Source organism: Dysosmobacter segnis, assembly GCF_014297285.1.
Taxonomy (GTDB): domain Bacteria; phylum Bacillota; class Clostridia; order Oscillospirales; family Oscillospiraceae; genus Oscillibacter; species Oscillibacter segnis.
In genome coordinates this window covers 96340-118981 of sequence record NZ_JACOQI010000004.1, presented here as the reverse complement: position 1 = coordinate 118981, position 22642 = coordinate 96340, and the positions used below count along the sequence as shown (strand labels likewise).

At 58.1% G+C, this 22642-nt stretch carries 24 protein-coding genes; 1 reads left to right on the top strand and 23 read right to left on the bottom strand.

Going from position 1 to position 22642, the window contains the following annotated elements; genetic code table 11:
- Positions 1–21 precede the first annotated feature (21 nt).
- The 6 genes from H8Z83_RS06205 to H8Z83_RS06180 form a co-directional block, all read right to left on the bottom strand.
- A complete protein-coding gene (locus H8Z83_RS06205; protein ID WP_187014266.1) occupies positions 22–330 on the bottom strand; it encodes a DUF6881 domain-containing protein in 309 nt (102 codons plus the stop codon).
- Entirely contained in the window at positions 314–1483 is a 1170-nt protein-coding gene (locus tag H8Z83_RS06200) for an alanyl-tRNA editing protein (RefSeq protein ID WP_187014265.1), read from the bottom strand. Before H8Z83_RS06200 ends, H8Z83_RS06205 begins: the two co-directional genes overlap by 17 nt.
- Positions 1484–1503: 20 nt before the next feature.
- Positions 1504–2418 carry a hypothetical protein gene (locus H8Z83_RS06195; protein ID WP_187014264.1) on the bottom strand — a complete coding sequence of 305 codons (915 nt, stop codon included), beginning with the start codon at positions 2416–2418 and terminating at the stop codon, positions 1504–1506.
- 128 nt (positions 2419–2546) lie between these two features.
- On the bottom strand, positions 2547–3764 hold the full coding sequence (locus tag H8Z83_RS06190) for a glycoside hydrolase family 3 N-terminal domain-containing protein (RefSeq protein WP_187014263.1): 1218 nt from the start codon (positions 3762–3764) through the stop codon (positions 2547–2549).
- A 78-nt stretch (positions 3765–3842) separates the two neighbouring features.
- On the bottom strand, positions 3843–4082 hold the full coding sequence (locus H8Z83_RS06185) for a helix-turn-helix domain-containing protein (RefSeq protein ID WP_243184776.1): 240 nt from the start codon (positions 4080–4082) through the stop codon (positions 3843–3845).
- 56 nt (positions 4083–4138) lie between these two features.
- A complete protein-coding gene (locus tag H8Z83_RS06180) occupies positions 4139–4399 on the bottom strand; it encodes a helix-turn-helix domain-containing protein (protein WP_187014262.1) in 261 nt (86 codons plus the stop codon).
- A gap of 102 nt (positions 4400–4501) precedes the next feature.
- On the opposite strand from H8Z83_RS06180, the gene H8Z83_RS06175 reads away from it, so the two are divergent.
- On the top strand, positions 4502–4690 hold the full coding sequence (locus H8Z83_RS06175) for a hypothetical protein (protein ID WP_187014261.1): 189 nt from the start codon (positions 4502–4504) through the stop codon (positions 4688–4690).
- An 828-nt stretch (positions 4691–5518) separates the two neighbouring features.
- On the opposite strand, the gene aspS is transcribed toward H8Z83_RS06175, so the two are convergent.
- The 17 genes from aspS to H8Z83_RS06090 all read right to left on the bottom strand — a co-directional run bounded on the left by aspS (position 5519) and on the right by H8Z83_RS06090 (position 22584).
- The gene (gene aspS / locus H8Z83_RS06170) at positions 5519–7297 is read right to left on the bottom strand and encodes an aspartate--tRNA ligase (protein WP_187014260.1); all 1779 of its coding nucleotides are present in this window, start codon (positions 7295–7297) and stop codon (positions 5519–5521) included.
- 69 nt (positions 7298–7366) lie between these two features.
- On the bottom strand, positions 7367–7891 hold the full coding sequence (locus H8Z83_RS06165) for a hypothetical protein (protein WP_187014259.1): 525 nt from the start codon (positions 7889–7891) through the stop codon (positions 7367–7369).
- A 19-nt stretch (positions 7892–7910) separates the two neighbouring features.
- The gene (hisS, locus tag H8Z83_RS06160) at positions 7911–9266 is read right to left on the bottom strand and encodes a histidine--tRNA ligase (protein ID WP_187014258.1); all 1356 of its coding nucleotides are present in this window, start codon (positions 9264–9266) and stop codon (positions 7911–7913) included.
- A 338-nt stretch (positions 9267–9604) separates the two neighbouring features.
- On the bottom strand, positions 9605–10021 hold the full coding sequence (locus H8Z83_RS06155) for a methylglyoxal synthase (protein ID WP_187014257.1): 417 nt from the start codon (positions 10019–10021) through the stop codon (positions 9605–9607).
- 24 nt (positions 10022–10045) lie between these two features.
- Positions 10046–10792: a septum site-determining protein MinD gene (minD, locus tag H8Z83_RS06150; RefSeq protein ID WP_187014256.1), complete on the bottom strand. Its 747-nt coding sequence runs from the start codon at positions 10790–10792 to the stop codon at positions 10046–10048.
- Between the two features lie 34 nt (positions 10793–10826).
- Positions 10827–11525, bottom strand: coding sequence for a 16S rRNA (guanine(527)-N(7))-methyltransferase RsmG (gene rsmG, locus H8Z83_RS06145; protein WP_366463868.1), 699 nt, complete (start codon positions 11523–11525; stop codon positions 10827–10829).
- Complete coding sequence (gene mscL, locus H8Z83_RS06140; RefSeq protein WP_187014324.1) at positions 11522–11956, bottom strand: large-conductance mechanosensitive channel protein MscL; 435 nt, start codon at positions 11954–11956, stop codon at positions 11522–11524. Before mscL ends, rsmG begins: the two co-directional genes overlap by 4 nt.
- Before the next feature lie 263 nt (positions 11957–12219).
- On the bottom strand, positions 12220–13527 hold the full coding sequence (serS, locus tag H8Z83_RS06135) for a serine--tRNA ligase (RefSeq protein WP_187014255.1): 1308 nt from the start codon (positions 13525–13527) through the stop codon (positions 12220–12222).
- A 49-nt stretch (positions 13528–13576) separates the two neighbouring features.
- Positions 13577–14101 (bottom strand): hypothetical protein, encoded by a 525-nt coding sequence (locus H8Z83_RS06130; protein ID WP_187014254.1) that lies wholly within the window; start codon positions 14099–14101, stop codon positions 13577–13579.
- Positions 14098–14988, bottom strand: a complete 891-nt coding sequence (locus tag H8Z83_RS06125) for a ParB/RepB/Spo0J family partition protein (protein WP_187014253.1) — start codon at positions 14986–14988, stop codon at positions 14098–14100. Before H8Z83_RS06125 ends, H8Z83_RS06130 begins: the two co-directional genes overlap by 4 nt.
- 14 nt (positions 14989–15002) lie before the next feature.
- Positions 15003–15755: a ParA family protein gene (locus H8Z83_RS06120; RefSeq protein WP_187014252.1), complete on the bottom strand. Its 753-nt coding sequence runs from the start codon at positions 15753–15755 to the stop codon at positions 15003–15005.
- A 294-nt stretch (positions 15756–16049) separates the two neighbouring features.
- Positions 16050–17930 carry an alpha-amylase family glycosyl hydrolase gene (locus H8Z83_RS06115; RefSeq protein WP_187014251.1) on the bottom strand — a complete coding sequence of 627 codons (1881 nt, stop codon included), beginning with the start codon at positions 17928–17930 and terminating at the stop codon, positions 16050–16052.
- A 16-nt stretch (positions 17931–17946) separates the two neighbouring features.
- Positions 17947–20109, bottom strand: a complete 2163-nt coding sequence (locus tag H8Z83_RS06110) for a penicillin-binding transpeptidase domain-containing protein (RefSeq protein WP_187014250.1) — start codon at positions 20107–20109, stop codon at positions 17947–17949.
- A 21-nt stretch (positions 20110–20130) separates the two neighbouring features.
- A complete protein-coding gene (locus tag H8Z83_RS06105; RefSeq protein ID WP_187014249.1) occupies positions 20131–20643 on the bottom strand; it encodes a hypothetical protein in 513 nt (170 codons plus the stop codon).
- A gap of 43 nt (positions 20644–20686) precedes the next feature.
- Complete coding sequence (gene mreC / locus H8Z83_RS06100; RefSeq protein ID WP_187014248.1) at positions 20687–21529, bottom strand: rod shape-determining protein MreC; 843 nt, start codon at positions 21527–21529, stop codon at positions 20687–20689.
- A 36-nt stretch (positions 21530–21565) separates the two neighbouring features.
- Entirely contained in the window at positions 21566–22141 is a 576-nt protein-coding gene (locus H8Z83_RS06095; RefSeq protein WP_187014247.1) for a Maf family protein, read from the bottom strand.
- 11 nt (positions 22142–22152) lie between these two features.
- A complete protein-coding gene (locus H8Z83_RS06090; protein ID WP_187014246.1) occupies positions 22153–22584 on the bottom strand; it encodes a dUTP diphosphatase in 432 nt (143 codons plus the stop codon).
- Between the last annotated feature and the right edge of the window lie 58 nt (positions 22585–22642).

Here is a 22642-nt window from a genome sequence, read left to right as displayed (position 1 = left end):
TTTTCCGCAGCGGTAAAGAAGTCAATAGAACATCCCCATGAAGCCGTCGGGCCGCTCCTGTGCCTGATTCCACACCTCAATGAACAACTGCCGGGGGATGGCCCGGACCTCCACCTCACCGGGGCGGTTCAGTGTCCGCAGGTCCTCCGGGAAAGGCGCGGGGTTCAGGACCTCGTCCTGTCCCATATCCCCGCCGTAGGCAAAGCACATACCGGAGGGATAAAACTCTACCCGCCGGGTCTCCCGGCGTTGGCTGTCCAGCTCCGAGTAGATGAAATTGGCCTCGTCATCCTCCTCCGGGTGAAGCAATTCCTTAATTACATATTCCATATCCATTCTCCTTGAAAAACGATTCGATGGCGCTCCGCTCCGCCTCCACGCTGCCTTGAGCGAACCCGTTCCGTCCGCCGCCCCGCCCGTGGAGGGCCGTATTCATGGCCTTGACCAGAGGGCTGATGTCCTGTCCGTCCGCCCGGCCCAGGGCGTAGGCGTAATGGCCCTCCTCTCCGGCGAAAACTGCCGCCAGACCGCCGCAGGTCTTGGACACAGCGTCCATCAGCCGCCGGACGCTGTCCGGCCGCATGGCAGGCTGGAACAGCAGCACATTGCCCTTTCCTGCCTGCTCCTTTGCCATGGACTCAAATACGGATTCCTCCAATTGAGCGCAGCGGAGCTTCAGATTGGCTAACTCGCCCTCCAGCCGCTCCACAGCCGCCTCGCTGTCCACCGGTTTTACACTGAGCCGCTGACCAATGGCCTTGGCCTGTTCCCATGTTTTGGACAGATATTCCAGTGCTCGCTTGCCGCACAGCAGCTCAATCCGCACGCCCTCCCGGAATTTCTGCACCGACAGGAACTTCACCAGTCCCACCTGCCCGCTCCGCAGCACATGGGTGCCGCAGCAGGCGCAGCAGTCCGCTCCGGGAAAGGTCACAATGCGGACATCCCCCTCCAGGGGCTTTTTGCTGCGGTAGTCGATGGCGTCCAGTTCTGCACCCCGGTGGAATTGGATGTCAATGGGGTGGTCTTCGTAGATATATTGATTGGCCTGGGCTTCGATTTCCAGCAGTTCCTCCCAGGGGATGTCGGCGTTGAAGTCGATGGTCACGATGTCCGCACCCATGTGGAACCCCACATTGTCGCAGTGAAACCGCTCACAGATCAGCCCGGAACAGATGTGCTCTCCAGAGTGCTGCTGCATGTGGTCGAACCGCCGACCCCAGTCGATGACGCCGGTGACAGTTTTCCCAATTTCCACGGATCTGTCCACATTGTGGAGAATCACGCCGTTTTTTTCATGGACGTCCGTCACAGCCGCTCCGTCCAGAACGCCGTGATCGGCAGGCTGTCCGCCCCCCTCCGGGTAGAAGGCTGTGCGGTCTAATGTGATTAAATAGCCGTTTTTACCCGGCTGACAGTCCAGAACCGTAGCGGTAAAGTCCGTCAAAAACGGGTCCGCGTAGTATAGCTTTTCAGTTTCCATGGGGAAAATTCCTTTCATTTTTAAGAGATCGACACGATAAAATGCCACAGCGGATCAATGAGCCAGAGACCCAACACAGCCGAGCAGAGATTGGCGGCCATGGCGTACACGGCGGCTCGCGCCTTGTTTTTTTCCGTCAGCAGACGGCGGTACAGCAGCAATTCGACCAGTGTGATGATGACCTCAATGGGAATATAGAAGATCAAAGACCAGCCGCTTACACCGTGATTCAACACCGTTACGGCGAGATAGACGGCGAAGCCGCCCTGTGTCACCAGATTCACCAGCAGAAATACCAGCCAGCTTCTCTTGCTCCGGTAGCCGAAGGCAAACAGCAGCAGCCCCTCAATCAGCAGGGTAGGGAGGAGGGTGCACAGGAATTGCAGCGCATAGGCCATGGCCGGACTGGGCGCGTTGGCGATCCTTGCCGCCCAATCCACCGTTGCGCTGGATTGCAGCGTTGCCCGGTGCAGGACTCCGGATACCCAGCTTTCGCCGCTTTTTGTTACGAGAATGATCCGATACGTATCCGGTACGCCATGGTAACGGAAGGAATGGAGCCGCACCCCGCCTGCGTCGCTGCCGATCAGGTCGCCCCACATGGGCGCACCGTTGGTGCCCTGCGCGGTGCAGGCGTGCCAGCCCTCCGGCACCGCCGCCCGCAGCGCGTCCAGCAGCTCGCTGTCCAGTGCAGCGATCTCCTCCTCGGAGTAGCTCCAATCCAGCCCGCTGTATGTGTCATCCCCGTCTCCGGAGCCATAGGTGTGCCCCTGATAATCCCCCTTTTCCAAAAGATCGAGGTAATATGGCTCCTCCGGGGCATTTTTCACCAGCACCTTTAACTGCGCCTTCGGCCCCGTGTCCGCAAAGGCAGAGACCGTCAGCAATGCGGCGGCCAAAGCCAGCAAAACGCAAAAACGCAGAGACTTTTTCATAGAAATGCTCCTTTCCCATAGACCGGTCTTTCCAATAGCTGTTCACAAGGAAAGACGAAAAAAGGGACGTTTTGGTTGCATATTTTCAAAAAATGCAGCAAATCAGGCTGTTTTCATGGAATATCCAATCAGGGATTGTTTTCGGGGATCCTCAAAAAGGTGTCCTTGCACCGCAGTACCCGGAGACAGGCGTCATCGATGACGCTTTCATCTAATGTGCCCTCCTGCACCGCCGCAATGACGGCGGGGATCTGGGTCCGGTAGTCCGTGGTAACAACCATATCGTTCCCCGCCTGCAAGGCCAGCACAGCCACAGCGCCGTCCTTGGCGTAGGCCTTCACGGCGTCCATCGCCAGATCGTCGGTGATGGCGATGCCGTCAAAGCCGCATTCTTTCCGCAGAATTTTGTGAACGGCAGGGGAGAGGGACGCCGGCAGCTCCGGGTCCATGCAGTTCACGATGTTGTGGCTCACCAGCACAAAAGGAGCCCCGGCTTCGATCCCCGCCTTGAAGGGCAGCAGGTCGGCAGTCTCAAAGGTCTCCATCGGCCGCTGATCCACGGCGATGCCGGTGTGGGTGTCTGCGTTGCTGCCATAGCCGGGGAAGTGCTTCAGCACAGGCAGCGTGCCGCCCTCCGTCATGGCCGGCACCATCAGCCTCACATAATCCGCCGTCATGTTCGCGTCCTGCCCCAGCGTCCGGTCATAGATGAAATCCTTAGGGTCAGTGGACACGTCGCACACCGGTGCGAAATTCACATTGATGCCCAGCGCCCGCAGTTCCCGGCTCCGGGTGTCTGTATCCCGGAGAATTTCCTCAATGCCGCCGATGTAGTTCAGCTTCTGTGGAGATTTGAAGGGTTCAGAGAAGAGGTTAGGGTTCCGGCTGGCCCGGGTGACGGTGCCGCCCTCCTCATCGCTTCCAATAAACAGGGGGATAGCGGCCGCATCCTGGTAGCTCTCGATTTTCTGGATGAATTGCTCCCACGTCAGCCAACTGTCGCCGTCCTTGTAGTCTCGTCCGAACAGCAGATAGCCTCCTAAATGGTAGGTGGAAATATCCTCCACGGCGTTGGTCTCCGGGCACCGGACGAAGAAAAGCTGTCCCACCTTTTCCTCTAAGGTCATGGAGTCCAGCAGTCCCTGCAGCCGTTCCTCACGGGCCTTTTCCGCCGCCAGACGCTCCTGCTCCGCGATTTCCTCCGGCGTCAGCTCCGGTTCCGTGGGCGCGGCGGGTTCCTCCCCCTGTCCCGGCGTCACCGGTTCAGCGGGATTCTCTGTTTTTCCGCAGCCTGTAAGGGTAAATACAGTCAATGCCGCCAAAAGCGCGGCCAAAAAGCGTTTCATAGGCGCCTCCTCTCAAAGTAGCTTCAGTCTATCATAAACCGGGAAAAAAAGAAAGAAAAAAGGAGGGCCTCGCCCTCCTTAAGCTTCTTCATAGGTGATCAGATCCCCAACACCGCACTCCAATACATAGCATAAACGGGCCAGTACATCCGCGTCGATTCGCTCCGGACCGTCAGAACACCATTTGTCCACAACCTCAAAGCGGCTTCCGATGGCCTGTGCAATCTGGTTGCGGTTCAATCCCTGTTCAACCATACGCTCTGACAAATGAAACCGAAGCTTTCCATATTCCTTTGTCGCGTGAACAGACCTTGGCATCAGACCACCACCTCTTGTTCTATACTATCTGCAAAGTAACTATTAACGATTCTGATTTATTGATCCGGCCCCTCATATTGAAGCAGATCTTCAACCGTGCAATCCAATACATAGCAGACCTTCGCCAGGAAATCCAGATCCACCAAAGCGATGTCCTGCCCTTTATAATAGCGGTCGATCACATCATATTTTACACCCGTCAGGGTTCTCAGACGGTTACGGGTGATTCCCCGTGCGTCCATCACGTTCGCAAGGGTGACTTTCACATGACCGTATTCCGTTGTCTGATAGCTGACAATGCTTTTTGGCTCACGCATATGACCCCTCCTCGCTCTATCCATTTTAGCAAGGATAACCCTGATTGACATTTACCTGATTTTAGTATATCCTTGTATCAGGTAAATAAAGGAGGGAGTTTTATGCAGAATGAGCAGGAGTTTTATCGCTGTCTGGTGTCTGACGCCGCGGGCCGCACATTGAAAAAGATATTGGAGATCATCCGGGACGATACGCTAAGTGACGAAATTTGCTTTCATAAGATCGAAGCGATCATTTCCCTTTACGAAGAGCTTGGAATTTCGACGGGCAGCCGTCATGATTTCGGCTAAAGAGAAAGCGCACGGCATCGCCGTGCGCTTTCGCATAGTTCTCTGCTCCCGCAAGGGACGGTTTCCACCGCAGGGACGTGGGGCGCATTCTTTTCTGGAAAAGAACCCGCCCCACACCCCGGAAGAAAAGCACCAGGGCGTTTCGACTTCGCCCTGGACCCCCAACGACACAAAGGCCGGGGGCCTCGGCCCACACCTTTGGAAACCAACCCCCAGAGGCCGGGGCAGCAGCCCGAAAGCACCGTCACGGCAACACGATTCCCAACCCTAATGGGCCGCCAATCGTGCCGTTTCCTCGAAAGCGGGCCGCTTTATCCGCCGCTGGCGGCGCTTAGCCCGCTTTCCCCCATACCCCCTCGTGGCACAAAGGGGCGGGACTGCGGTCCCTCCCCTTTGGAAACCCCTCCCGGAGATGAGGGACGGGGCAGGAAAAACCAACCCCCAAGGGGACGAAGGACGAGAAACGAGGATAAAGCAGAAAACGGACCGGGTAGTGCATAGCGAAGCGGAACGCACGAGAGCAGAAATACGCCGATTCGGTTTTGTACCCCGTTATGCTCCGTACCTACCCGCAGGTGCGGGGATATGCCGATTTGATATTCGGGTATAGCGCAGCCGGCAGGTGACTTCCGGATTTGGTTGGCAGTTCGTGACGGCCAGCCCCCGCTTTGGGTGAGTTGACCGCTTTGCCGGTCAACTCATCCCTCAGCGTCTTTTCTTTTGACCATGAATGGCCGTTTTCTTTTCCGCAAGAGGAAAAGAAAATGGGGATTCCATCCCGCATGGTATCACCATGCTTTCCTGTGCGGCAAAGCCGCACATTGCGGTTTATTCCTCGTGCTTGGTGATCTGAATATGCAGCTCATCCAGCTGCTTCTGGGTGACCTCAGAAGGCGCGCTCATCATCACATCCTGAGCGTTCTTGTTCATGGGGAAGGGGATGATCTCCCGGATGCTGTCCTCACCGGCCAGCAGCATCACCATGCGGTCCACGCCCGGGGCGATGCCGGCATGGGGGGGTGCGCCGTAGGTAAAGGCATTGTACATGGCGGGGAACTTGGCCTTCACATCCTCCTCGCCCAGCCGGACCAGCTCAAAGGCCTTGATCATGATCTCAGGGTCATGGTTCCGGACAGCGCCGGAGCTGAGCTCCACACCGTTGCACACCAGATCGTACTGGTCGGCGGTGATGGTCAGGGGATCGATCTCGCCCCGCTCGGCCTTCAGCAGCACGTCCAGGCCGCCGGCAGGCATGGAGAAGGGGTTGTGGCAGAATTCCAGCTCGCCGGACTCGTCGCCGATCTCGTACATGGGGAAGTCCACGATCCAGCAGAAGGCGTACTGCTCCTTGTCCATGTGACCGGGAACGGCGGCGCCCAGGGTCTTGACCAGCACACCGGCGGTCTTAAGGGCGGCGTCCCGCTTGCCTGCGGACAGGGCCACGAAGTCGTTGGCCTTCAGGCTCAGGGCCTCGACGACCTTTTCCTTGATGAGATTGACGAACTTGGAGATGCCGCCCACCAGCTCGCCGTTTTCGTCCATGCGGAACCAGTAGGCCTTGCCGCCGGACACGGTCTCCACATCCGCCAGGGTTTTGTCGATGAACTTCCGGGTCTCGTGGAAATCGCTGACCTTCACGGCCTTCACTAGATTGCCCTCGGCAAAGGGCTCGAAGCCGCAGCCGCCCAGAACGGCGGTGACATCCTGCACCCGCAGGTCGATCCGCAGGTCCGGCTTGTCGGAGCCGTAGTTCTCCATGGCCTCGTTGTAGGGGATGCGGGTGAAGGGGGCGCTGCTGGCCCGGTCATAGGTGCCGTACTGGGCAAAGATGGGGGGCAGCACGTCCTCCAGAACGGCAAACACGTCCTCCTGGGAGGCGAAGGCCATCTCCATATCCAACTGATAGAACTCGCCGGGGGAGCGGTCCGCACGGGCGTCCTCGTCCCGGAAGCAGGGGGCGATCTGGAAGTAGCGGTCGAAGCCGGAGGTCATCAGCAGCTGCTTGAACTGCTGGGGAGCCTGAGGCAGGGCGTAGAACTTGCCGGGATGGTTCCGGGCGGGCACCAGATAGTCACGGGCGCCCTCGGGGGAGGAGGCCGTCAGAATGGGCGTGGTGATCTCCAAAAAGCCGTGCTCGGTCATGGACTTCCGCAGGGCGGCCACTACGTTGCACCGCAGAATGATGTTTTTCTTTACGGCGGGATTCCGCAGATCCAGATAGCGGTACTTCAGCCGCTGGGCTTCGTCGGCCTCCCGGCTGCGGTTGATCTGGAAGGGCAGCTCGCTGTGCTGGCAGCGGCCCAGCACCTCCACCTTGGCGGGGACAATCTCAATGTCGCCGGTGGCCATTTTGTCGGTCTTGCTGTCACGCTCCCGGACAGCACCCTCCACGGAGATGGTGGACTCCTTGGTGATGCCCTTAAAGGTGTTCACCATGTCCTCGGTCTCCGCCACCACCTGGGTGGTGCCGTAGAAGTCGCGGACCACCACGAAGGCCAGATTGGCGCTGACCACGCGAACGTTTTCCATCCAGCCGGAAATTTTCACCTGCTTGCCTGCGTCACTGAGGCGCAGCTCTCCACAGGTATGGGTTCGATTCTGCATCATATTGTTGCTTCCTTTCCATGAAAAGTGATTTAAAATTGTATAATTAAAATCAGAAATAACAAATTGTATTTATTCGGCCGCCTGTTCCCACAGCTCGTGGGCCATTTTCTGCCCGATTTCGTGGCCGTTCTTCATCAACAGCGGCAGTGTGACCCCATGGTCAAAGTCCCGGTAACTCCATGCGTCCACATCGAATTTCAGATGCTCAGATCGCCAGATATCAGTTCCGTTGTCCTGCGCGAAGCTGATAGACATGGTATCTAAATCATCGGTTTCCGGGTATTTGACGTAGGTATCCACGATCCCTTCTAAGAAGGGGAGGGCCTGCACCACCACGTTGAAGGGGGAGCGCCGGAACCGCAATTCCCGAATCTCCGACCAGAGATCGTCAAATTCCTCTGTCCCGGCGGTGAGTTTCAAGCGCCGATCCTCATGGCGGTATGTGGTGAAATCCGACAAATACACCTCAATGATGTCCGGCTCCAGTTCCGGATACAGGGTTTCCACGCCGATGGGCCGGGCATACCAAAGCCCCCAGATCACCAGCAACGCCGCCAGCAGCAGCGGCAGGTCACGCTTCAGAGTCAGCTTCATAACAGGCTCCTTTCTGTGGTTATTCCACGATCACGCTTCCTTTTTCCAGTTCAGCAAGACCGGCCTTGATCCGGTCGATGGTCTCCTGCGTATTCAGTTTGGTCTGCTCGCCGGACTTCATGTCCTTGCAGGCCACCACGCCGACGCTGATCTCGTCCTCACCCAGGAAGATCACATAGGGGATGGACAGCTTGTCGGCATAGCTCATCTTGGCCTTGAACTTCTTCTGCTCGCAGTGGAGCTGGGTGCGGATACCCGCCTGCCGCAGCTGTGTCGCCAGGGCGATGGCGGGGGAGAGGTCCTCCGTCATAGGCAGGATCAGCACATCCGCCGGGGCGGTGGGCAGCTCCGGATTCAGCATCCCCTGCTCGCCCAGCACATAGAACAGCCGGGTCAGGCCGATGGAAATGCCCACGCCGGGGAGCTGCTTGTCCGTGTAGAACTCCGCCAGATTGTCATACCGTCCGCCGGAGCACACGGAGCCGATCTCCGGGTGATCCAGCAGCGTGGTCTCATAGACCGTGCCGGTGTAGTAATCCAGACCACGGGCAATGGTGAGATCCACGGCGAAATTCTCCGCAGGTACGCCAAAGTCCGCCAGATACTTCACCACGGTGTTCAGCTCGCTGAGCCCCTGATCGAACATCTCGTTTCTGCCAGTGTAGCCCTCCAGCGCCGTCAGGACCTCTGCATTGCTGCCCTTGATGGCGATGAACTTCAAGATCTCATCGGCGTCGCTCTCACTGACGGCGAAATCCTCTACCAGAATGGTTTTTACCTTTTCGGGACCGATCTTATCCAGCTTGTCCACGGTGCGCATCACGTCGGCGGATTTCTCCGTCAGGCCCAGCATGGCGTAGAAGCCGTTCAGGATCTTCCGGTTGTTCACCCGGATCTGGAACCGCTTCAGGCCCAGGGTGGAGAAGGTCTGATAGATGATAGAGGGGATCTCCGCCTCGTTGGTGATGTCCAGCTTGCCGTCGCCGATGATGTCAATGTCCGCCTGATAGAACTCACGGAACCGGCCCCGCTGGGCACGCTCGCCCCGATACACCTTGCCGATCTGATACCGGCGGAAGGGGAAGGACAGCTCATTGTAGTGGAGGGCCACATACTTGGCCAGAGGCACCGTCAGGTCAAAGCGGAGGGAGAGGTCGCTGTCGCCCTTCTGGAAGCGGTAGATCTGCTTTTCCGTCTCGCCGCCGGCCTTGGCCAGCAGCACCTCACTGGACTCGATGACGGGGGTATCCAGGGGCGTGAAGCCGTACAGGGAATAGGTCTTGCGGAGGATCTCCATGATGCGCTCCATCTGCTGTTGGGGCGCCGGGAGAAGCTCCATAAAGCCGGACAGCGTCCGGGGGGTCATTTTTGCCATAAAAATACTCCTTTTCGGGTGATATTACTGAGTTTTCCGCTGAAACAGGGCGTTATAGGATCGTAAAAACTGCAAAAAAACGCTCCCGTCCCATAGCTTTGGGACGAGAGCTTACGCTTCGTGGTGCCACCCAAATTCGGGGCAGACTGCCCCCTTTGGCCTTCTGGTACGGGAAGGGGACCGTGGACGTTTCCGTCCCCGCTCCGCCGCTGTCCTTCCTCCGGGGCAGACGGGATGCTTTCAGCATTGCACCCCTCTCTGTGAGACTGCGTTCCGGCCTACTGCTGCGGCGTCATAGCGGTGTATTCATTTGATAGTAGCCGTTTTCCGGCGATTTGTCAAGCGATGGGCCGGTTGCTGGCGGGATTGACGATCATACGCCAGTCCAGATCACCCCGGGCCAGACCCAGTACCAGCATTTCCGCCGTGGCAATGTTGCTGGCGAAGGGCACATTGTTCTGGTCGCACAGGCGGGAGATGTAACTGATCTCACCGGCCATCTTTTCGTTACTGGGGTCGTTGAAAAACAGTACCAGATCGAATTCATTGTAGGCGATGCGGGCGCCGATCTGCTGGCTGCCGCCGTGGGCATAAGACAGGAAGCAGTGTACCTTCAGACCCGTGGCTTCCGCTACCATGTGTCCGGTGGTGTTGGTAGCGTACAGGTTATGCTGAGAGAGAATGCCGGCGTAGGCGGTACAGAATTGTACCATCAGGTCCTTCCGGTTGTCATGCGACATAATAGCAATATTCATCTGTCGATCTCCTTTCTGGGGTTCTTATCTGATCCGCAGCAGCGGCGCTTTACCGCCCTGCAGTCGAATTGCGATATTTCGGTATGCGCTGGCCGCTCCATTGTAAGAGCGCAGCAAAAGGGGGGTTCCTTGATTCAGGGACACAGGCAGCGCGTCATCCTCCGGTATCACGCCGATGAGAGGCAGGCCTGCCTTGTCCATGGCATCATCAATGGTAGCGTGCATACTGTGCAGCAGCTTCTTCCGCACCCGGTTCACCACCAGATGCAGTCGGCCGGAGCCGAACTGCCGCAGTTCCATCACGGTATGCTGGGCGTCCCGCAGGGAGGAGGCATCCTGCGTGGTCACTACCACGCAGCGGTCTGCACCGCAGACTGCCAGTCGGAATCCCAGCCCCAGCCCTGCCGGTGCGTCCAGCAGACAGAAGTCAAACTGCTGCCGGATTTTTTGCAGCATCCGCCGAAAGTCATCCTCTGTCACAGCAGGCCCCCGCATTCGCACAGGCGCCGTCAGCAGATAGAGATTGGGAATACTGGGATGCGCCACCACAGCCGCTTCCAGCGGGCAGCGGTCCAGCGCCACATCGGAGAAATCCATCAGCGCCCGGTCCGTCAGACCCAAGGCCAGATCCAGATTCCGCAGTCCGATGTCGCAGTCCATGCACAGCACCCGCTTGCCGCTCTGGGCCAGCGCGGTGCCAACTCCGGCAGTCAGGGAGGTCTTACCGGTGCCGCCTTTGCCGGACACTACCGCGATACATTGTCCGCTCACGACACCACCTCACTTTCAAATGCCAGTATCCTTATTATAACGGATTCTTTTTGATTTTTGCAAATGGTCTGGGATATTTTTTTGGTGTTTCGGCAATTTTTTTTATAAAAATCACCCGATGGACCACCTCTGTGCCGGGGATCTGGTAGTCGGCCGTCCGCTCCACCTGTCCGCCTAAGATCTTGATAGCCTTTTTAGCGGATTCCAGCTCCTCATCGGACTCCACGGATTTCATGGACAGGAAGTATCCGCCAGCCTTCACCAGCGGCAGGCACAGCTCACACAATACGCTGAGATTCGCCACGGCCCGGGACACGGCGAAGTCAAAGCTCTGCCGGTGCTCTGCCGCGAATTCCTCCGCCCGGGCGTGAACACACTGCACGTTCTGCAATCCCAGCTCGTTGCAGACCTCCTGTAAGAAGGTGATCCGCTTGCCCAAGGAGTCCAGCAGCGTCATGCGGATGGACGGCTCCAAAATTTTCAGAGGCATACCGGGAAAACCTGCGCCGGTGCCTACATCCACCACGGTTTTGTTCTTGAGGTCCGCCAACGTCAATAATGCGGCGCTGTCCAAAAAGTGGAGGGATACCACATCCTCCGGGTCCGTGATGGCGGTGAGATTCATCACCTTGTTTTTTTCCAGCAGCAGCTCTCCGAACCGCAGCAGGGAGGGGGCGGCGTCATCGCCCAGCCCTAATTCCGCCAAGCCTTTTCGCAGATGTGCTTCCATCATTTCTTCTCTTTCAGCAGATCCCGGATCTCCGTCAGCAGCTTTTCCTCATTGGAGGGCTCCGGTGGGGCGGGTTCTTTGGCAGGGGCTTCCTCCTGCTTTTTCAGCTTGCCATGGAAGCCGTTGATGGTCTTGATCATTAGGAACACCGCAAAGGCGATGATGAGAAAATCCAGAATCGTGGCCAGGAAGCTGCCATATTTGATGGCAACCTCCGTAGCGGGATCGATCACCCCGTCGGCTCCGGCGACAGCGGCCTTCAGTACGATCTTCCAATTGGAAAAATCAACGCCGCCGGTGAGCACGGAGATCAGAGGCATGATGACATCATTCACAAGGGAAGTGGAGATCTTACCGAACGCACCGCCGATGATGACGCCGACGGCCATATCCATCACATTGCCTCGGGCGATAAAGGTTTTGAACTCTCCCATGAAGCTTTTTTTCTTTTCGGGTGCGGACACAGGAAGAACCTCCTTTTGATCGAAAAATCTTGAAAGCTGAAACCGTTGCGCCGCAATGGCTTCAGAACGCAGACCGGAATGGAGACGTTTTCAGGACCTAAAATGATCCCACCATGGTCTCCGTGGTCTGCTATGGGCTGTATCAGCCTACTACGAATTGTATTATTCTATTCAAATAATACAATTCGTAGCTTCCAGCCGATTTCTTGTTTTTACAGGGCTGCGTGAAGAATTTACTTCTTGGTCGGGACCAGAACCTTGGTGCCGCCCATGTAGGGCCACAGGACCTCGGGAATCTTCACGGTGCCGTCCGCCTGAAGGTTGTTTTCCAGGAAGGCGATCAGCATACGGGGAGGTGCCACACAGGTGTTGTTCAGCGTGTGGCAGAGCTGCATCTTGCCGTTTTCATCCTTGTAGCGGATGCGCAGACGGCGGGCCTGAGCGTCGCCCAGGTTGGAGCAGGAGCACACCTCAAAGTACTTCTGCTGACGGGGGGACCAGGCCTCAATGTCGCAGGACTTCACCTTCAGGTCCGCCAGATCGCCGGAGCAGCACTCCAACTGCCGCACGGGGATGTCCATGGAGCGGAACAGCTCTACGGAGAAGTTCCACAGCTTATCGTACCACGCCTTGGAGTCCTCGGGCTTGCAGACCACGATCATCTCCTGCTTCTCAAACTGGTGGATGCGGTACACGCCGCGTTCCTCAATACCATGAGAACCCTTCTCCTTGCGGAAGCAGGGGGAGTAGGAGGTCAGCGTCTGGGGCAGTTTGTCGGAGGGAATGATCTGGTCGATGAACCGGCCGATCATGGAGTGCTCGCTGGTGCCGATCAGATACAGGTCCTCGCCCTCAATTTTATACATCATGGCGTCCATATCCGTCTGGCTCATAACGCCCTCCACCACGTTGCCGTGGATCATGAAGGGGGGGATGCAGTAGGTGAAGCCCTTGGAGATCATGAAGTCCCGGCCATAAGCCAGCACAGCCTCGTGGAGACGGGCAATGTCACCCAGCAGGTAGTAGAAGCCGGAGCCGGAGACACGGCCGGCGGCGTCCATATCAATGCCGTCAAAGCTCTCCATGATGTCGGTGTGATAGGGGATGGGGAAGTCAGGCACCTTGGCCTCGCCGAAGCGCTGGACCTCTACGTTGGCGGAATCGTCCGGGCCGATGGGCACGGAGGGGTCAATGATCTGGGGGATCTGGAGCATGATGTGGTGGACCTTCTCGTCCAGCTCAGCTTCCAGCTTTTCCAGAGCGGCCAGCCGCTCAGCCTCATCGGTGACCTGCTTCTTCACAGCCTCGGCCTCAGCCAGCTTGCTGGGGTCCTTCTTGGCCTGACCCATCAGCATACCGACCTGCTTGCTCAGGCGGTTGCGGTCGGAACGGAGCTGGTCTGCCTCCTGAATGTTGGCCCGGCGCTGGCTGTCCAGCTCGATGACCTCATCCACCAGGGGCAGCTTCTCGTCCTGGAACTTCTTCTTGATGTTTTCCTTCACAATGTCGGGATTTTCCCGGATAAACTTAATGTCGAGCATAGTTCATTCTCCTTGATCGATTTGATCGAAATAATTGTAATGATAATGTTTACTTGTTTAAGATCGCTTCTTTTAATTCCTGATACCGCTGGGCCGGAGGCGTAACGCCTTCCGTATTGGTGCTGGGCAGAAGCTCGTCCAGATGCTGGTCGCTGATCTCCTGAAGGGTCAGGAGGCAGCCGTCCAGATTTCCGGTGAGATACTCCTGCTGAAGATTGTAGAGGGCCAGCAGCGCCTGAGACGTTTTCTCCAGATCGGAGATGCTGTCGGAAATGACCTTCAGCTCCTCCTTGGCCTCATCCCGTTCTGCTTCTGTTTCATCCAGCCGCTTCTGCAGCTCGATGATCTGCTCCTGTGTTGTCTGGATCTCCTGAATGGCGGAGACGGAATTCTGTAATTGTCCCAGTGCCTCCGTGTTGCTCCGCTGATGGGACAGCATGGAGAGAAACATCAGCAGAAATGCCGCCAGGAACAGGATCAGAATATAGATGATAACGGGTTTCTTGCCGGTTTCCGGCGTTTCTGAGGATGCGGGCGTCACCTCGCCTCCGTCAGCTCGTTTTTCAAATTTCATGCCTGGGGTCCTTTCTTTAATTGTGAGACCTTGATGACGGCCAAAGCGTCCAGCAGGTCGTTCAGATCGTCCACGCCGTAATATTCCAGCTCGATCCGACCTTTTTTGCGGCCGGGAACGATCTTCACACCGCGGCACAGCCGGGCCTTCAACTCATTTTGGGCCTCTGCCAGATAATCCACCTCGTCAGGATCTTTGACCTGCGCCTCTTTCTTCTCAGCGGAAAGCCGTTTGACCAGAGCCTCTGTCTGCCGGACGGAAAGTCCGCCGCTGACAATGGCGTTGGCCGCGCTTTCCTGCAGGGAAGGGGAGAGGGGAACCAAAGCCCGGGCGTGACCGGCGGAGAGTTTGCCCTCCTCCACCAGCTTTCGGACGGAGGGCGTCAGTCCCAGCAGCCGCAGGGCATTGGTCACGGCGCTGCGGGATTTGCCTACCCGCTGGGCGGCCTCCTCCTGCGTCATGTGGTAGGATTCGATCAATGACTGAAAACCGGCGGCTTCCTCCATGGGATTCAGGTCCTCTCGCTGGAGGTTTTCAATCATGGCCAGCTCGGCTGCCTTGCGGTCATCGGCCTCGATCACGATGACCGGAACCTCCTGTAAGCCCGCCAGCCGGGCTGCCCGCCAGCGGCGTTCTCCGGCAATGATCTGATAGTAGCCGGATGACAGCTTTCGCACGGTCAACGGCTGAATGATGCCGTGCTGTGAAATGGAATCCGCCAGTTCCTGGAGAGATTCATCATCAAAGCGCTTCCGGGGCTGTGATGAGCAGGTCTCCACCTGTGAAATGGGAAGTGACAGACTGCCGCTGGACTCGGTTTTCATCACGTCGTCGCCTAAAAGGGCGCCGAGTCCTCTGCCGAGACCAGAGGGCTTTTTTGATGCCATAGAAACGCTCCTTTCTACTGTTTTTTCAGGAACTCAACTGCGAGTGCCTGATAGGCCTCCGCACCGCGGGAGGTGCGGTCATAGGCCGTGATGGGCTTTCCGTGGCTGGGCGCCTCAGAGAGCCGGACGTTCCGGGGGATCACTGTGGCGTAGACCTTGCCGGGGAAGTAGTGCTTGACCTCTTCCGCCACCTGCATGGCCAGATTGGTGCGCCCGTCGAACATGGTCAGCAGAACGCCTTCCAGCGCCAGCTTCGGGTTCAAAGAGCGCCGCACAATGCGAACCGTGTTCATCAGGTCGCTGAGACCTTCCAGAGCGAAATACTCGCCCTGAACCGGAACCAAAATGCTGTCAGCAGCACAGAGGGCGTTCAGCGTCAAAAGCTCCAAAGACGGCGGGCAGTCAATGAAAATGAAGTCATATTCCGCCGCCAGCTGGTCCAGCGCGTCCTTCAGAAGAAATTCGCGGCGGTCCATGCCGATGAGCTCGATGCCAGCGCCGGCCAGTGCCTTGTTGGAGGGGAGCACGTCTCCGTATCGGGTGTGCACCACCGCGTCAGCGGCGGGCACATCGGAGACCAGCACCTCGTAAATGCCTTTGGAAACGGTTTTGTCCACGCCCATGCCGGAAGTGGAATTGGCCTGTGGGTCAAAGTCGCAAAGCAAGACGCGCTTGCCCTGCTCCGCCAGAGCTGCCGCCAGATTGACACAGGTGGTGGTTTTGCCCACGCCGCCTTTTTGGTTTACGATGGAAATGATTTTTGCCACAGGCCACCTGCTTTCCGGGCCACAGCCCTGTTTGATGCACGGCATAAGTGCCATGGAGCATTGCGGTGCAATGACTCAGCAAATAGTATTATAACAAGGAGCCTGCGGTGTTTCAAGGCGTTCCTGTAAAAAAATGCGGTTTTGCAGTATTTTTTATAAAAACAGTTTTTTGAAAATTCAAATTCTACTGGTTTCACGTGAAACATTTTGTTGGCGGCGGCTGTAAAGGAAACTCCGCTGACAAAAGTCAGCGGAGTTGTTTCACGTGAAACATGAAGCGGAAGCGAGAGTGCTTCACGGCAGATCGGTTTGCAGCAGCAGTCCGCTGCGGGGCGGCAGTGTCAAGGGGATTGCATTGTCAACCGGCGTGAAGCACTGCCCGGTAAGCAGATCCCGGGCAGGCGGTGCGGGCCAGGGCAGCGACAAGGCCTGAGACACATCAGCGGCATTGACCACAGTGGTCAGAAGCTGGCCATCCAGCTCCCGGGCAAAGATCAGCAGGGGACCGGAGGTCCAGATCCAATGAAGAACGCCGGCTTGCAGTGCCGGGAAGGAGCGCCGGAACCGGGCCAGTTCCGCAAAGTGCGCTTTGAGATCAGTATCTTCCTGCTCCCAAGGATAGCCGGCCCGGTTAAAGGGATCTTCCCAACCCTCCATAGCAGCTTCATCTCCGTAATAGACGGTGGGCGCGCCGGGGAAGGTAAAGAGAATCAGTGCCGCCAGCCGCAGCCGCTCCAAACCGATCTGACGCTGGGTGGGGGAGAGGCGGTACGCTGCCCGGTCTGCCTTGCTGTCCGGTACGTTGTCTGCGCCTAAAACGGTAAGGATGCGAGGGGTATCGTGGGTGCCAAGGAAGTTCATCATGGAGAGGAATGCCTCCGGCGGGTAGTTTTCCCGGAGGGCTTCCAGTGTTTCCCGGAAATCGTCGGCATTCCCGCCTCGCAGGTAGGCGATGAGAGCCGTGCGGAAGGGGTAGTTCATCACGCCGTGCAGCTCGTGGCCAAGCAGATAGCGCCGTCGCTGGGAATAGGCCACCTTGGTGGTGGCGTCCTCCCAGACCTCGCCCAAAAGGAAGCTGTCCGGGGCGGTTTCCTCCATAGCAGTACGAATTTCGGCAATAAAGTCATCCGGCAGCTCATCGGCTACGTCCAGCCGCCAACCAGAAGCCCCGGCCCGGAGCCAGTGACGCACCACGGAGTCCTGTCCCCGGATGATGAAGTCCCGGTAGTCCGGCTCGTTCTCCTGAACAGCAGGCAGCGTCATGATCCCCCACCAGGCGTCATAATCCGTAGGCCAGGGATGGAAGGAAAACCAGTTGAAATAAGGGGAATCGGTGCTTTGGGCCGCGCCTACGCCGGGATAGAAGCCGTCGGCGTTGAAGTAGCGGCTTTGAGAGCCGGTGTGGTTGAATACACCATCTAAAATCATCCGGATGCCTCGCTCCTTGGCCTCCCGGCAAAGGCGGCGAAAGTCCTCCTCAGTGCCCAGCATGGGGTCGATGTGAAGGTAGTCGGCTGTGTTGTAGCGGTGGTTGGAGGCGGATTCAAAAATAGGATTCAGGTACAGCACGGTGACGCCCAGAGCGGCCAGATCATCCAGCTTGGCGGTGATACCATTGAGAGAGCCGCCGAAAAAGTCCCGGTTTCGTACCTCGCCGTCTGGGTCCGGCGCCCAAACGGGCTGGTCGTTCCAATTCTCATGGACCCAACGGTTTCCCACCAGACCGGTGGGGTCCGGGAGGGAAAGACGGCAGAAGCGGTCCGGGAAGATCTGATAGACCACACCGCCGCCAAACCACAGAGGGGTGGCCGTTTTCTCGTAGACGGTGAGCTGCCAGCTTTGGATCTCCCCGGTCTCCTGCCAGCCGGATTGATCCAACAGGGCCGTGGAGCCATCGGAGCGGATCAGGCGGAAATGATACCAGAGCAGCTCCGGTTCTGAGGGGGCGGTGAGGACGCCGGTGAAGCGGGTACGCTCACCGTCCACAGCCTCCGGCAGAAGCTCCATCTGGATCTCTTCACCGGAAAATTCCCGCCGCGCCACCAGGACACAGCGGGAATAGCCATCCCGGGTGAGGGGACGGACATGAAACACAACATCGCTGCCGCAGGGGACGGCACCGTAGGGCTTTTTGCAGAACTCACTGCGGGAGTCGAACACAAAGGGATCACGCATGGGAGAGACCTCCGAATCAAGGAATCAGTTGATTTTCCGGGAGAATGGACGCAGTGTCCTCCCGGTCAAAGTAAGCGTTGATAATGTCCACAGCGGTGGTGGCCAGAACCGCGCCGGCGTCAGCCTTTTCCAATACCAAAGCTACGGCGATCTCCGGCTCGTCATAGGGTGCGAAGGCTACGAACACGCCGTTTTTCATGGAGCCGCCGATCTGGGCGGTACCGGTTTTCGCACCGGCGGAGACCACGCAGTTCTGGAAGGGACCGGCCACGGAGCCGCCGTTGGTGGTGTAGCCCAGCATACCTTTTTTCACAGCTTGCAGGGTGGAATCGCTGATGTTCAGGGTGTTGAGGGGTTCTGTGTCGCCGGTGGCGATGATCTCAGAGTTATCGTAGGACTTGACGGTTTTCAACAAATGGGCGGGGTAATGCTTGCCACCAGAGACAAGAGTAGCAATGTAGTTGGCAAGCTGCAACGGGGTATATTCCTGATTGGCCTGGCCGAAAGCTGCCCACGGGGCCTGATCCTGGCCGCTTTCGTTGACGGCCTGCCGGCCTGTGCTTTCACCGACCTCAATGCCGGTGGGCTCGCCGAGGCCCAGAGCGGAATAGTATTCGTTCAGTGTGTCCAGTCCCATGCGGTAGCCCATTTCCATGAAATAGGTGTTGCAGGAATTGGTGATGGCGCTGGTGACGTTCATTTTGCCGTGTCCGCTGCGCTTCCAGCAATTCGTGTTGTTTTCCCAAGTGGCACTGGGGTATTTCCAGTAGCCGGGGTCAAAAATGGTCTCGGTGGTGGTGGTGACACCGGATTCCAGTGCCGCCACAGCGGTAGCGGGCTTTAAGGTGGAGCCGGGGGCGTAGGGGCTGTTGGTGGCGCGGTTGGTCAGGGGCTTGGCGGGATCGTCCCGCAGCTCCGCAAAGTCCTTCCGCCAGGTGGAGAGGTCATAGGAAGGGCAGGAGGCCAGTGCCAGAATTTCGCCTGTACCGACTTTGACCACAGCGGCGGCGGCACCCCGGCTGTCCAGATGGTCTTTTTGGTTCAACTGGGCTACTTTAGCGGCCAAAGTGTCCTCCACCGCCTGCTGGAGCTTGAGATCCACTGTCAGCTCCACGGTATAGCCGGAGCGGGGCTCTACACTATAATATTCACCGGTGATCTTTCCGTCGCTGTTGACGGAGATCATCCGCTTGCCGTCCGTACCCCGGAGGTAGTCCTCAAAGGCGGCTTCTGCACCAGAGAGGCCGATGGTGTCATCCATTAGATAGCCCCGATCTTCCCATTCATCGGTATAGTCGGGGATACGGCCCACGGTGCCTAAAATATGGGCAGCGTAGGTGGTGGCGTACTGCCGGGCGGAGGAGCGGATGATCTTGGCCCCCTGAAACTGGCCGTCGCTGATGAGGGAGCAGAAAGCCACGTCTACATTCTGCGCCAGAACGTAGGCGTTGTTGTTGGCGCCCAGCTTCCGCAGCTTCAATTCGTACCGGACGCCCAAGATCAGGCGGGCGTCGCTGTCGGAATAATCGTCGGAGAGCTTCATATCCTCCCACATCCAGTCGAATAGCTTGGCGGGCGTGACGCCAGCGTTCAGCAGTAGGGAATTGGTCAGCGCGGCGCTGTTGGTCTGCTTCAAAAGCTCCGTATCCTTGGCGGTGGCCGGGTCCAGAGCAGTTTCACCCTCCTTGGGGGCCTTCAGCAGCTCCGGGTGCTGGCGGACATAGGCGGCCAGCAGCTCCCGGGTGGGCTTCAGGTCCCGAAGGTAGGAGAAAAAGCGGCTCTTCTGCGTGTCGGTAAGGGTATCTACGGTGAAATGGGCCACGCCGTCCAGGGAGAGGGGGAGGTTATCCTCCCAAGCGACCCCTTGATCCCGGCAGAGGGTGACCAGACGGAGGATGGCGTCATTCTGGTTTTCACCGGGCTTCAAAAGAGAGGCGTCAAAGGTCAGGCTGTAAGTGGATTGGTTGGTCACAAGGGTCCGGCCGGAGCGGTCGGTGATGATGCCCCGGGAGGCCTCCACATTTTCCATGCGGGTGATGGTCTGAATGGATTTGGCCAGATATTCCTCGTGGTGAACAACCTGGGTATTGAAAAGGACCACCAGATAAATGGCCAGCACTACCAGCGCCATGGCGGCCATGACGCGGAATCTGGTGAGTTGGGAGGGGCGTTGGTTCATGATTACCTCCGTGGAAAGTCCTTAATCGTCAACATGAACGCGGAGATAGACCCGGCGGAACAGCCAGGTCATAGGCAGGCTCCACAGCAGGGAGGCGCACAGCTCCCGCAGGGTGACGGACATGGCCGCACCCCATGCGGGATGGCCCTGAGCCCAAAGGACGATGCAGTGGAAGATGCCTGTCAGCAGATAGGCGGGCAGAGCCGCGGCGGCAGAGCAGAGATACCCAGCTGGGATCAGACTCTGGGACAGCAGTCCGGCGGCGAGGCCCACAAGGGGGAGGATCAGGGTATAAAAGCAGGGAATGGGGGAGGGGAGCAGCAGGTCGCAGAAAACGCCACAGGCAAGGGCGTAGACCGTGCCGGCGGCGGGACCCTCAAAGGTGGCGGGGAGGGCGGCAATCAGGGGATAGAGAAAGGGGATAACGCCCCAGATGGTCACACGCTGGAGAAAAGCGGCCTGAACAACGGCCCAGACCAGCCCGGCCAAAGTATACAGAGTCCATTTGAAAATCGTGGCGCTGCGGGCCAGCAAGGGGAATCCCTCCCTTCTGTAATGGTGAATGAACGGTAAGCGGTCAGCTTACGATCTCAAAGGATTTGATGATGCACACCTCCGTGAGACCGTTCAGGTCCGCAGCGGGGGTGAGGATGGCATAATTAGAGGTGTCGGAATCGTCGGCCCGAAGCTCGGAGACAGAGCCAATGACCAGATCCGGGGGCAGATAGCCGCCCAGACCGGAGGTAACTACCAGGTCGCCCTCCAACAGCTGGCAGGAGGCGGGGAGGGAATCCAGCTTCAGCTTGCCGTCACCCATCAGGGCGAAATCGCCGCCGGCAATGCCGATGTCCTTGGTCCGGTAGACACGGGCGCCCAAGGAGGTGTCAGTGTCGATCACGGTCAAAACCGTGGACCAATTGTAGCCCACCTCGCTGATGCGGCCCACCAGACTGGCGTTTCCGTCGATAACGCAGTCACCGATCTCCACGCCGTGGGCCGTGCCCTTGTTCAGCGTCAGGGAGGCGGTCCAGTTGGTGACACCCCGCTCCGTGACGGTGGCGGTCTCGAAGTCGCTGAGGTCCCGGCGCTGCTGACGCAGGTCCAGCAGGTCCCGGAGAAATACATTTTCCTGACTGGCGGCCTCGCCTTGACGGACGGTGGCCTCCATTTCCGCGATCTGCTTTTTCAGGGCCTCATTTTCCGCTTTCAGGGCGGTGACGTCCTCATAGTAATTCTGCTTGTCGGTGAACCAGCCGGATACGGAGGTGCAGACTGCCCGAAAAGGACTGGTAATGGTGTTGGCCAGATCCACCAGCGGGGAGGCGTTGGTGCTGAAATAGGACAGCAGAGCCAGCGCCACGGCGATCACCGCCCCGGCGAAGAGGATCCATAATCCGTGATTCTTCAGAAAATCCTTCAAGGAAGTTCTCCTTCTAAAAAGTTAAAACGCAATCGATTACAATAACTTAATGCCAAACTGAGCCAGCATCCGGCTCAGACGCAGGACAGGCAGGCCCATGACGTTGAAGAAGTCGCCCTCCAGACGCTCTACCAGCAACGCGCCCTTGCCCTGAACACCGTAGGACCCGGCTTTGTCCATAGGCTCGCCGGTGGCAATATAGGCCCGCAGCTCGGATTCCTCAGCGGGGCGGAACACCACGCCGGTGGCTTCGCTTTCCGTGAGTACACGGTCTCCCTGACGGACGGTGACGCCGGTGCAGACAGTGTGGCGGCGGCCCTGCAGCGCGGTGAGCATCCGCAGCGCGTCGGCCTCATCCTGGGGCTTGCCCAGACGCTGGTCATCCAGAAACACCATGGTGTCGGCGGTGATGACGATCTCCTCCGGGGTGCAGAGCTTGGCGGCGGCATCCGCCTTTTCCCGGGAGATGTATTCCACGATCTGCGCGGGGGTGAGACCCGCCGGGTAGTGCTCGTCCGTCTGGGGCACCCGGATGTCAAAATCCGTGATGCCGATGCGGTTCAACAATTCCTGCCGCCGGGGGGACCCGGAGGCCAAAACGATGCGAGACATGGCGGCCCTCCTTACTTGCCGGTGGAGCCGAAGCCGCCCCGGTCGGGACCGGTGAGGTGCTCCACACGGGTAAAGACGAGAGGAGGCTGGTTCTTCATAATACGGAACTGGGAAATGCGGGTGTTCTTGTCGATGTGGACATCCCGGGTGGCGTACATGGGGACGTGCCACTGGTCGTTGTCCCCCCGGTAGGTATAGTCCACCACGCCCATAGAGTTGGCTTGCAGCAGACCGTAGTTCTTAAAGGTGGAACTGCGGGGCACCACATGGGCCTCGTAACCCTCCGGCAGTTCGATGGCGACACCCAAGGGGATCAGGCGGAATTCTCCGGCCTTCATATCCACATCCTCGGCGGCGTGGAGGTCGATCCAGTCGGATTTGCCTGCCACATAGCATAGCTCGTCGATGCCGTCCACAAAATATTTTACCTTGATTTCTTCCATGTAAAACTCCAAAATCGAAAACAAATAGTATTATAAAGTATATATTATACAAATAGAA

Excerpts from the sequence above, each read along its gene's own strand:
- H8Z83_RS06185 (WP_243184776.1), bottom strand. The coding sequence starts at position 4,082 with ATGCCAAGGTCTGTTCACGCGACAAAGGAATATGGAAAGCTTCGGTTT.
- H8Z83_RS06200 (WP_187014265.1), bottom strand. The coding sequence starts at position 1,483 with ATGGAAACTGAAAAGCTATACTACGCGGACCCGTTTTTGACGGACTTT.
- H8Z83_RS06155 (WP_187014257.1), bottom strand. The coding sequence starts at position 10,021 with ATGAATATTGCTATTATGTCGCATGACAACCGGAAGGACCTGATGGTA.
- H8Z83_RS06195 (WP_187014264.1), bottom strand. The coding sequence starts at position 2,418 with ATGAAAAAGTCTCTGCGTTTTTGCGTTTTGCTGGCTTTGGCCGCCGCA.
- H8Z83_RS06180 (WP_187014262.1), bottom strand. The coding sequence starts at position 4,399 with ATGCGTGAGCCAAAAAGCATTGTCAGCTATCAGACAACGGAATACGGT.
- H8Z83_RS06095 (WP_187014247.1), bottom strand. The coding sequence starts at position 22,141 with ATGTCTCGCATCGTTTTGGCCTCCGGGTCCCCCCGGCGGCAGGAATTG.
- H8Z83_RS06175 (WP_187014261.1), top strand. The coding sequence starts at position 4,502 with ATGCAGAATGAGCAGGAGTTTTATCGCTGTCTGGTGTCTGACGCCGCG.
- mscL (WP_187014324.1), bottom strand. The coding sequence starts at position 11,956 with ATGGGAGAGTTCAAAACCTTTATCGCCCGAGGCAATGTGATGGATATG.
- H8Z83_RS06205 (WP_187014266.1), bottom strand. The coding sequence starts at position 330 with ATGGAATATGTAATTAAGGAATTGCTTCACCCGGAGGAGGATGACGAG.
- aspS (WP_187014260.1), bottom strand. The coding sequence starts at position 7,297 with ATGATGCAGAATCGAACCCATACCTGTGGAGAGCTGCGCCTCAGTGAC.
- rsmG (WP_366463868.1), bottom strand. The coding sequence starts at position 11,525 with ATGATGGAAGCACATCTGCGAAAAGGCTTGGCGGAATTAGGGCTGGGC.
- H8Z83_RS06090 (WP_187014246.1), bottom strand. The coding sequence starts at position 22,584 with ATGGAAGAAATCAAGGTAAAATATTTTGTGGACGGCATCGACGAGCTA.
- H8Z83_RS06130 (WP_187014254.1), bottom strand. The coding sequence starts at position 14,101 with ATGAAATTTGAAAAACGAGCTGACGGAGGCGAGGTGACGCCCGCATCC.
- H8Z83_RS06165 (WP_187014259.1), bottom strand. The coding sequence starts at position 7,891 with ATGAAGCTGACTCTGAAGCGTGACCTGCCGCTGCTGCTGGCGGCGTTG.
- H8Z83_RS06110 (WP_187014250.1), bottom strand. The coding sequence starts at position 20,109 with ATGAACCAACGCCCCTCCCAACTCACCAGATTCCGCGTCATGGCCGCC.
- H8Z83_RS06125 (WP_187014253.1), bottom strand. The coding sequence starts at position 14,988 with ATGGCATCAAAAAAGCCCTCTGGTCTCGGCAGAGGACTCGGCGCCCTT.
- hisS (WP_187014258.1), bottom strand. The coding sequence starts at position 9,266 with ATGGCAAAAATGACCCCCCGGACGCTGTCCGGCTTTATGGAGCTTCTC.
- H8Z83_RS06115 (WP_187014251.1), bottom strand. The coding sequence starts at position 17,930 with ATGCGTGATCCCTTTGTGTTCGACTCCCGCAGTGAGTTCTGCAAAAAG.
- serS (WP_187014255.1), bottom strand. The coding sequence starts at position 13,527 with ATGCTCGACATTAAGTTTATCCGGGAAAATCCCGACATTGTGAAGGAA.
- H8Z83_RS06190 (WP_187014263.1), bottom strand. The coding sequence starts at position 3,764 with ATGAAACGCTTTTTGGCCGCGCTTTTGGCGGCATTGACTGTATTTACC.